This window comes from Mesorhizobium sp. M0152 (assembly GCF_040322415.1).
Classification (GTDB): Bacteria; Pseudomonadota; Alphaproteobacteria; order Rhizobiales; family Rhizobiaceae; genus Mesorhizobium.
Window position 1 is genome coordinate 24,416 of record NZ_JAMYTH010000049.1, and the last position, 7,748, is coordinate 32,163.

Genomic DNA, 7,748 nt, shown 5'->3' on the forward strand with positions numbered 1-7,748 from the left:
TTTTCTCCCAGGATTCGCATCTTGGCTGCAATGCCGGCCGCATGATATCGCTCGCCGCATCATTTTCATGTCAGCAGGGTTTGCGATGCGGGTGCTGGTGGTCCAGAACTACGACAACACCGGCCTCGGCCAGGTCGGCGCGGCACTTGCCGAAGCGGGAGCCGATCTCGATGTGCGTCTCCCCTACAAGGGGGATCCTCTGCCGGATGATGCGACCGGGCACGATGCCATGGTGGTGCTCGGCGGCGGTCAGAATGCGCTGGCCGACGATGAGTATCCTTATTTCCCGGCGCTGCTCGAACTGACCCGTGATTTCGCCGACAAGGACCGCGCCGTGCTCGGCATCTGCCTCGGCAGCCAGCTTGTCGCCCGCGCCTTCGGCGGCGAGAACCGCATCGGTGGCGCCAACGAATTCGGCTGGTGCGGCGTGTCGCTGACGCCGGACGCCAAGGCCGATCCGGTGCTGGCCTTGCTTCCGGAAGAGTTTCCCATCTTCCAATGGCATGACGACACGTTTGTGCTGCCCGAAAGCGCCGTTCGGCTCGCCGGCAATGATATCGCCGAGAACCAGGCGTTTCGCGTCGGCCGCGCCGTCTATGGCTTCCAGTTCCATTTCGAGGCCGATCGGCCAATGGTGAAGGACTGGAGTTCGTCCTTTGCACCGACCATTGCAGCGCGCCACCCCGACTGGGCCGGCAAGCTCGACGGCGAAATGGCCCGCAACGGCCCGGGTGCCGATGCTGCCGGTCTGGCCATCGCCCGCGCATGGGTGGCGACGATCTAAGCGCTGTGCGGCTACGCCCCCTCGTGGCGTGACATAATTGGCACGCGGCGGTGAATCCGCCTGGGACAACATCATTCATCCTTGGCTTGTGTCCGCCCGCCATCCTAGAAGGCGCGCGTTATCGATCGGCTGTGCAACCGGGATGAACCTTTTGTGTGACCCGTGCGACACACCGCCGATACAGAACATGCCTAGAAGCGCGAAAACGCCAAAACTTTGAAACGAATTTTTCGTTTCAACGCATTGGTAACCGCCTCGTGCCCAGATGCAGAAAGCTCAACAAGAGATGACTTCCGTGAAAGCAGCGCTTCTGTCCTTTGCCATGCTGTCCGCCATCGTAGTTTGCGGTCTCGGCATCTATGCCGCCGACGCCGCCAACAACCATAATGCCGTCGACGGTTACGGCGTCACCGCCTCGCTACGCTAGAGCAATTCAAGGAAAAGCGTGAAACGGTTTTCCCGGGAACGCGCGAAGCGCTTTCCCTACGGAATTGCGTAAAAACAAAAAAAGAGAGCGGTTTCCGTGAAACGGTGAACCGCCCTGGAATCCGAAACGGGCGCGGGACGCTCAAGGGGACCGGGGCGCTCAAGCCTCCTTGATGGTCATCGTCAGGATCCGTTTGTCCGTGCCGTCGACGACGAGCGCAGTCAGCATGCCTGACTGCCAGGCGAGCGTGTCGACATTGACGCGGTTGGCCATCACCTCCGCCTCCGGCACCGGTGTGTGGCCATGCACGATGATTTTCGCATAGAGACCCGTGTGATCGTGAAAAACATCGCGGATCCAGGTCAGGTCCTGTAGGTTCTGTCGTTCCAGCGCAACGCCGGGCCGGATGCCGGCATGGCAGAAAAAGAAATCGCCGAAAGTCGCTGAGAACCGCAACGATCGCAGAAAATCGACGTGGCCCTGCGGCACGGCTTCGAGCAGGGCCTGGTGTCCCTTGCGCACCGCCGTCTCGGCCCTGCCGAACCACACGCTGGTTCCTTCACTGATCGCCACCCCATAGGACAGCGCCGTCTGGATGCCGCCAAAGCGGATGAAAAGCCCTTCCGGGTCGGGAGTTTTCAGAAAATCGAGAAAGCCGATGTCGTGATTGCCGGCCAGCATCAGATGGCGCCGATCACGCGCTTTCGCCTCGATCAGGAAATCGATGATACCCTTGGAGTCCGGTCCGCGGTCGACATAGTCGCCGAGGTGTATGACGCGCCAGTCCGCGACGAGGTCCCGCTCGATCTCGGCCTTGATCTGGTTGTGCATGGCAACCAGCAAATCGAGCCGCCCATGCACATCGCCGATCGCGTAGAGACGCATGCCGTCCGGGCCGCGTGCGTCCAGAAAATGAATGCCGGGTTCCGCCAACTTTTCGCTTGTCTCCGTGGTCAGTATGTCACGGACCCTATCGCCGGAGCTGGTCCTTGCCCATGTCGGTGACCAGACGCTTTCCGCACAGCGCCAGCGTGATGTCCATCTCCTTGCGGATGATTTCCAATGCCTTGGTAACCCCTTCCTTGCCGAGCGCACCCAGGCCATAGAGAAATGGTCGGCCGATATAGGTGCCCTTGGCGCCGAGGCAGAGCGCCTTGAGCACATCCTGGCCGGAGCGGATGCCGCCGTCCATATGCACTTCGATCCTGTCGCCGACCGCATCGGCGATTTCCTCCAGCGCCATGATCGAAGACGACGCGCCGTCGAGCTGGCGTCCGCCATGGTTGGAAACGACGATCGCATCGGCGCCAGTGTTGGCTGCCATCAGCGCGTCCTCCTTGTCGAGGATGCCTTTCAGGATCAGCTTGCCGCCCCAGCGCTCCTTGATCCAGGCGACATCCTTCCACGACAGTTGCGGATCGAACTGTTCCGCCGTCCATGAGGACAGCGAGGCAACATTGCCCACGCCCTTGGCGTGCCCGACTATGTTGCGGAAGGTGCGGCGCGGCGTGCCGGCCATGCCGAGGCACCAACGCGGCCGGATGGCCATGTCGACAAGGTTGGCCAACGTCATCCTGGGTGGCGCCGAAAGCCCGTTGCGGATGTCCTTGTGACGCTGCCCGAGGACCTGCAGATCCAGCGTCAGCACCAGCGCAGAGCACTTCGCCGCCTTCGCCCGGTCGATCAGATCGAGCACGAAATCCTTGTCGCGCAGCACGTACAGCTGGAACCAGAACGGTTTCTTGGTCACCGAGGCGACATCCTCGATCGAGCAGATGCTCATCGTCGACAAGGTGAACGGCACGCCGAATTCCTCTGCCGCTTGCGCCGCCAGCATCTCGCCATCGGCATGCTGCATGCCGGTCAGGCCGGTCGGCGCCAGGGCTACGGGCATCGCCACAGTCTGGCCGACCATGGTCGATTCCAGCGAGCGGTTGCTCATGTCGACCAGCACGCGCTGGCGAAACTTGATCTTCTGGAAGTCTTCCTCGTTAGCCCGATAGGTGCTCTCGGTCCATGCGCCTGAGTCGGCATAGTCGAAGAACATCCTCGGCACGCGCCGGCGCGCGAGGGCCTTGAGGTCGGCGATGGTGAGAATGTCGCTCATGCTGGTCCCCGCATAGTCAATTCTAGGAGCGTCTGCGTGTGGGTTCGATCTCGCCGGCTTCCGAGCGCTGCCTGAGCCGCAACCGCGACACGCGCTGCCAGTCGCCGCTGCGCTCGGCTTCGGCCATCGAGCGCTCGACATAGATCATGTGGTCCATCGCGGCTTGCCGGGCGGCGACCGGGTCGCTGGCCTTCACCGCCGCGTGGATCGCCTTGTGCTGCGCAAGCAGCGCCTCGCGCGCGCCGGGCACTGTGAACACCAGCAGACGGTTCTGGAACACGCCTTCCGACAGCAGCCGGTAACAGGAGCGCAGCGTGTGCAGGAGCAGGATATTGTGCGCGCATTCGCAGATCGCGTGATGGAATTCGACGTCGATCTCGGCCTCGTCGTCGAAATCGCCGGTGCGGTGTGCCTCGTCCATGCGCGCCATGATGCGATCGAGCAGGGCCAGATCCTCCGGCGTCGCGCGCCGCGCCGCGTATTCGGCCGCCACGCCTTCGATCTCACGGCGGTATTCCAGATAGTCGGCCACCGCCTTGCGGTGCGTCGTGATCAAATCCGCCACCGGTTTGGTGAATAACTGTCCGATGATATCGGCGACATGCGTGCCGCCACCTGGCCGTGTCGTCAGCAGACCGCGCCCTTCGAGAACCTTCAGCGCATCGCGCAGGATCGGGCGAGACACCTCGAACTGGCGTGCAAGCTCGCGTTCACCCGGCAATCGATCGCCGGTGCGCAGCACGCCTTCGAGGACGAGGCCCTCGATCTGCTGCACCACCTCGTCGGCGGTGCGCGAATGCTCTATCCTGGAGAAAATGTCGCTCAACAGAGTGCCTGGAAGGGTGAACTGGTGTCGTGCAGGATAAAGCCGGGGTCACCAACTGGTCAAATTATTTATCCAATTGATCGAAGCGTGTCGGTTCGCCGCGAGACGCCATATCGTCTTCGGCTAAACTTTGCTGTTTGCGTCATCTGGCGATTGGCCCTAGAGCGACGCAATGTAAGAGGGTTCAGAGAAACCCGGGGAACAAGCCGTGTCAGACGACCCGTCCAGTCTTGAGTTCCAGCCGCGCTCCAAGGGCAGCGTCATGGGTTTTCCAGCGCATGAGGGGCGGCCCGGCGCACTGGGGGAGGTCCATGCCCGGCCGCATCCGCTGATCGAAAAGCCGCGCGTCCTGGTGCAACTCGCCTTCATGACCGAGGGCGGTTCCGGCGTCGACATGGCCGTGCTCTCCGAACTGTCACGGCGTCTCGGCATCGCCGCGCCTGATCGCCAGGCCCGCCACCACGCGATGAAATGGGGCAAGGGCTCGCTGCGCTGGGAGCGGCATACGGAATTTTCGACGTATCTGTGGGAGGGCCCGCTCTCCGAAAGCGGCAGGACGCAGGAAGAGACGCCCTTCGGCAACGGTTTTTCCCCGCCAGGCGCCGTCATCTCGGGCATCAGGCTCGAAATCCGCAAATGGACGCAGGTTAGCGAGAGGCTGATCGCCGGCTTCGATCCGACCAGCCTTTGCTACTCGCTTGTCGAGCGCGGCAACGCAGCCATCGTCACCGACTTCCGCCAGGACGGCGACGGGATGACCCGCATGCTGCTGCTCGATCGCGGCCTGACGCCGGCGCGCACCGGCGCACTGTCGCAGCGGCTGATCGACATCGAAACCTACCGCACCCTCGCCATGCTTGGCCTGCCGCTGGCGCTGACCTTGTCCGGCCGTGCCCGCCGCATCGAGGACAGGCTGGCGCAGACCACGCTGGAGATGAAGGTCGCCGAGACCCGCGACAGCCAGACCTTGCTTGCCGACCTTACCGAACTCGCCGCAGAGCTGGAAGCGGACGCGGCCTCAAGCCTCTACCGCTTCGGCGCCAGCCGTGCCTATGACGGCATCGTCGGCGAGCGGCTGGAAGCGCTCGAGGAAGAAGCCGTGCCCGGCTACGATACCTGGGGCGGGTTCCTGCAGCGACGCGTAGCGCCGGCCATGCGCACCTGCCGCTCGGTCGAGGAGCGCCAGGCCAATCTGTCGCGAAAACTCACCCGCACCACGACGCTGCTGCGCACCTGGGTCGATGTCGAGGTCGAGAAGCAGAACCGCGACCTGCTCGCCTCGATGAACAACCGTGCCCGCCTGCAACTGCGTCTGCAGCAGACCGTCGAAGGCCTCTCGGTCGCTGCCGTTTCCTACTATGTGGTCGGCCTCATCGGCTACGTCGCCAAAGGCGCCTCGATCTTCGGCCACGCCTTCGCGCCGGAAGTCGTCACCGCCGCTTCGGTACCGGCCGCCATCCTGCTGGTCTGGTGGGGCGTGCGCCGCGTGCGCCGGATGCACTCCGAGCCGGCGAAACATCCGGGCGAGTAGGCGCGCCTTTGCCCTCGCGCTTGTGGGGAGGGTTGGCTCATGATCGCAGCGAAGCGGAGATCGTGAGACGGGGTGGGGTAAAGCGCCGCGCTGATCCCACCCCGCTCACTTCGTTCGCGACCCTCCCCACAAGGGAGAGGGTGAATAGCGGCAGATTGCCGCTGCGGAAGCCAGGACCAGTTCGGCTCGTCGCCGCCATCGCCGCAGCATTTGCAACCGCCGCGCTTCACTGGTAAAAGATTTTGACCAGTCAAGCGAAACGAGGCTGCTGATGTCCGGCCTTGCCATGCCGAAACCAAACGACGCCACGATGCGCCGGCGCGACGAGATCGTCGCCGACATGCGCATCATCGTGCCGGGCGAGGGCGTCGTCGACGCGGCGAACGCCATGCGCGCCTTCGAGAGCGATGGCCTGACCGCTTACCGGCAATTGCCGTTGGTGGTGGTGCTGCCCGAGACGGTGGCGCAGGTTTCCCGGGTGCTGAAATATTGCAACGACCGCAACATCCGCGTCGTGCCGCGCGGCTCAGGCACTTCGCTGTCCGGCGGCGCATTGCCGCTGGAAGACGCGGTGCTGCTGGTCATGAGCCGCTTCAACCGCATCCTCGAGATTGATTTCCCCAATCGCGTCGTCGTCGCCCAGCCAGGCGTCACCAATCTCGGCATCACCACCGCCGTCGAGCAGGAGGGTTTTTATTACGCCCCCGATCCATCCTCCCAGATCGCCTGCTCGATCGGCGGCAATGTCGCGGAGAATTCCGGCGGCGTGCACTGCCTGAAATATGGCCTTACCGCCAACAATGTGCTCGGCATCGAGATCGTGCTGATGAATGGCGAGGTGGTGCGGCTCGGCGGCTCCCACCTCGACGCGGAAGGCTATGATCTGCTCGGCGTCATGACCGGTTCGGAAGGGCTGCTCGGCGTGGTCACCGAAGTTACCGTGCGCATCCTGAAGAAGCCGGAGACCGCCCGTGCGCTATTGATAGGCTTCCCGACCAGCGAGCAGGCCGGCCAGTGCGTGGCCGACATTATCGGCGCCGGCATCATTCCGAGCGGCATGGAGATGATGGACCGGCCGGCGATCCACGCGGCGGAAGATTTCGTCCATGCCGGCTATCCCCTTGATGTCGAGGCGCTGCTGATCGTCGAACTCGACGGTCCGGGCGTCGAGGTCGACCATCTCATAACCGCGGTCGAGGCGATCGCCATCCGCAACGGCTCGACCACGTGCCGCATATCGCAATCGGAGCAGGAACGGCTGAGCTTCTGGGCCGGCCGCAAGGCGGCGTTTCCCGCGGTCGGCCGCATCTCGCCCGATTATTACTGCATGGACGGCACCATCCCGCGCAAGGAACTGCCACGCGTGCTGGCTGGCATGCGCGAGCTGTCGGAGAAATATGGTCTCGGCGTCGCCAATGTCTTTCACGCCGGCGACGGCAATCTGCATCCGCTGATCCTCTATGATGCCAACGTGCCGGGCGAACTCGACAAAGCCGAAAGCTTCGGTGCCGACATCTTGCGGCTCTGCGTCAAGGTCGGTGGCGTGCTGACCGGCGAACACGGGGTGGGCGTCGAGAAGCGCGACCTGATGCCGGAAATGTTCAGCCAGATCGACCTCGACCAGCAAATGCGTGTCAAATGCGCCTTCGACCCCAACCATCTGCTCAACCCAGGCAAGGTCTTTCCGCAACTGCGCCGCTGCGCGGAACTGGGGCGCATGCATGTGCATCGGGGAGAGTTGGCGTTTCCGGACATTCCGAGGTTTTGACGGTTATGTCAGCGCCTGAACGCCCCCCTCTGTCCTGCCGGACATCTCCCCCTCAAGGGGGGAGATTGGATGCCGCGCCGGGTTTCGCCAATCTCCAGCGTTGGCGGAGGAGCGAAGCGACGAAGCTGCCAATCTCCCCCCTCGAGGGGGAGATGTCCGGCAGGACAGAGGGGGGCGCGAAGGATCGCGGCGTTCCCGCACTAGTAATCAGCGCCAGCTTTGCCCCCTCTCCGTGGCGCGGGGATCACCCGCCCAAACAACCCCCCCCTGGGAGGGCGCAGGCGAGCGCCCCCCCAAATGAAACC

At 63.6% G+C, this 7,748-nt stretch carries 7 protein-coding genes; 4 read left to right on the forward strand and 3 right to left on the reverse strand.

Annotated elements, in window-relative coordinates:
* The first annotated feature begins 85 nt into the window (after window positions 1-85).
* Complete coding sequence (locus tag NKJ26_RS29640; RefSeq protein WP_352598337.1) at window positions 86-784, forward strand: type 1 glutamine amidotransferase; 699 nt, start codon at window positions 86-88, stop codon at window positions 782-784.
* A gap of 295 nt (window positions 785-1,079) precedes the next feature.
* Window positions 1,080-1,211 (forward strand): hypothetical protein, encoded by a 132-nt coding sequence (locus NKJ26_RS29645; RefSeq protein ID WP_280801316.1) that lies wholly within the window; start codon window positions 1,080-1,082, stop codon window positions 1,209-1,211.
* Window positions 1,212-1,370: 159 nt separating this feature from the next.
* On the opposite strand, the gene NKJ26_RS29650 is transcribed toward NKJ26_RS29645, so the two are convergent.
* From NKJ26_RS29650 to NKJ26_RS29660, 3 genes are read right to left on the reverse strand one after another with little or no spacing between them, the layout of a single operon-like run.
* A complete protein-coding gene (locus NKJ26_RS29650; RefSeq protein WP_352699059.1) occupies window positions 1,371-2,144 on the reverse strand; it encodes a metallophosphoesterase in 774 nt (257 codons plus the stop codon).
* A gap of 37 nt (window positions 2,145-2,181) precedes the next feature.
* Window positions 2,182-3,318, reverse strand: a complete 1,137-nt coding sequence (locus NKJ26_RS29655) for an alpha-hydroxy acid oxidase (RefSeq protein WP_352699061.1) — start codon at window positions 3,316-3,318, stop codon at window positions 2,182-2,184.
* Between the two features lie 22 nt (window positions 3,319-3,340).
* Window positions 3,341-4,144, reverse strand: coding sequence for a FadR/GntR family transcriptional regulator (locus NKJ26_RS29660; RefSeq protein WP_352699063.1), 804 nt, complete (start codon window positions 4,142-4,144; stop codon window positions 3,341-3,343).
* Window positions 4,145-4,352: 208 nt separating this feature from the next.
* Here NKJ26_RS29660 and NKJ26_RS29665 point away from each other — a divergent pair, with 208 nt between their 5' ends.
* Both NKJ26_RS29665 and NKJ26_RS29670 read left to right on the forward strand, forming a co-directional pair.
* A complete protein-coding gene (locus NKJ26_RS29665; protein ID WP_352699065.1) occupies window positions 4,353-5,675 on the forward strand; it encodes a DUF3422 family protein in 1,323 nt (440 codons plus the stop codon).
* A 271-nt stretch (window positions 5,676-5,946) separates the two neighbouring features.
* The gene (locus NKJ26_RS29670; protein ID WP_352699067.1) at window positions 5,947-7,443 is read left to right on the forward strand and encodes an FAD-linked oxidase C-terminal domain-containing protein; all 1,497 of its coding nucleotides are present in this window, start codon (window positions 5,947-5,949) and stop codon (window positions 7,441-7,443) included.
* Window positions 7,444-7,748 lie beyond the last annotated feature (305 nt).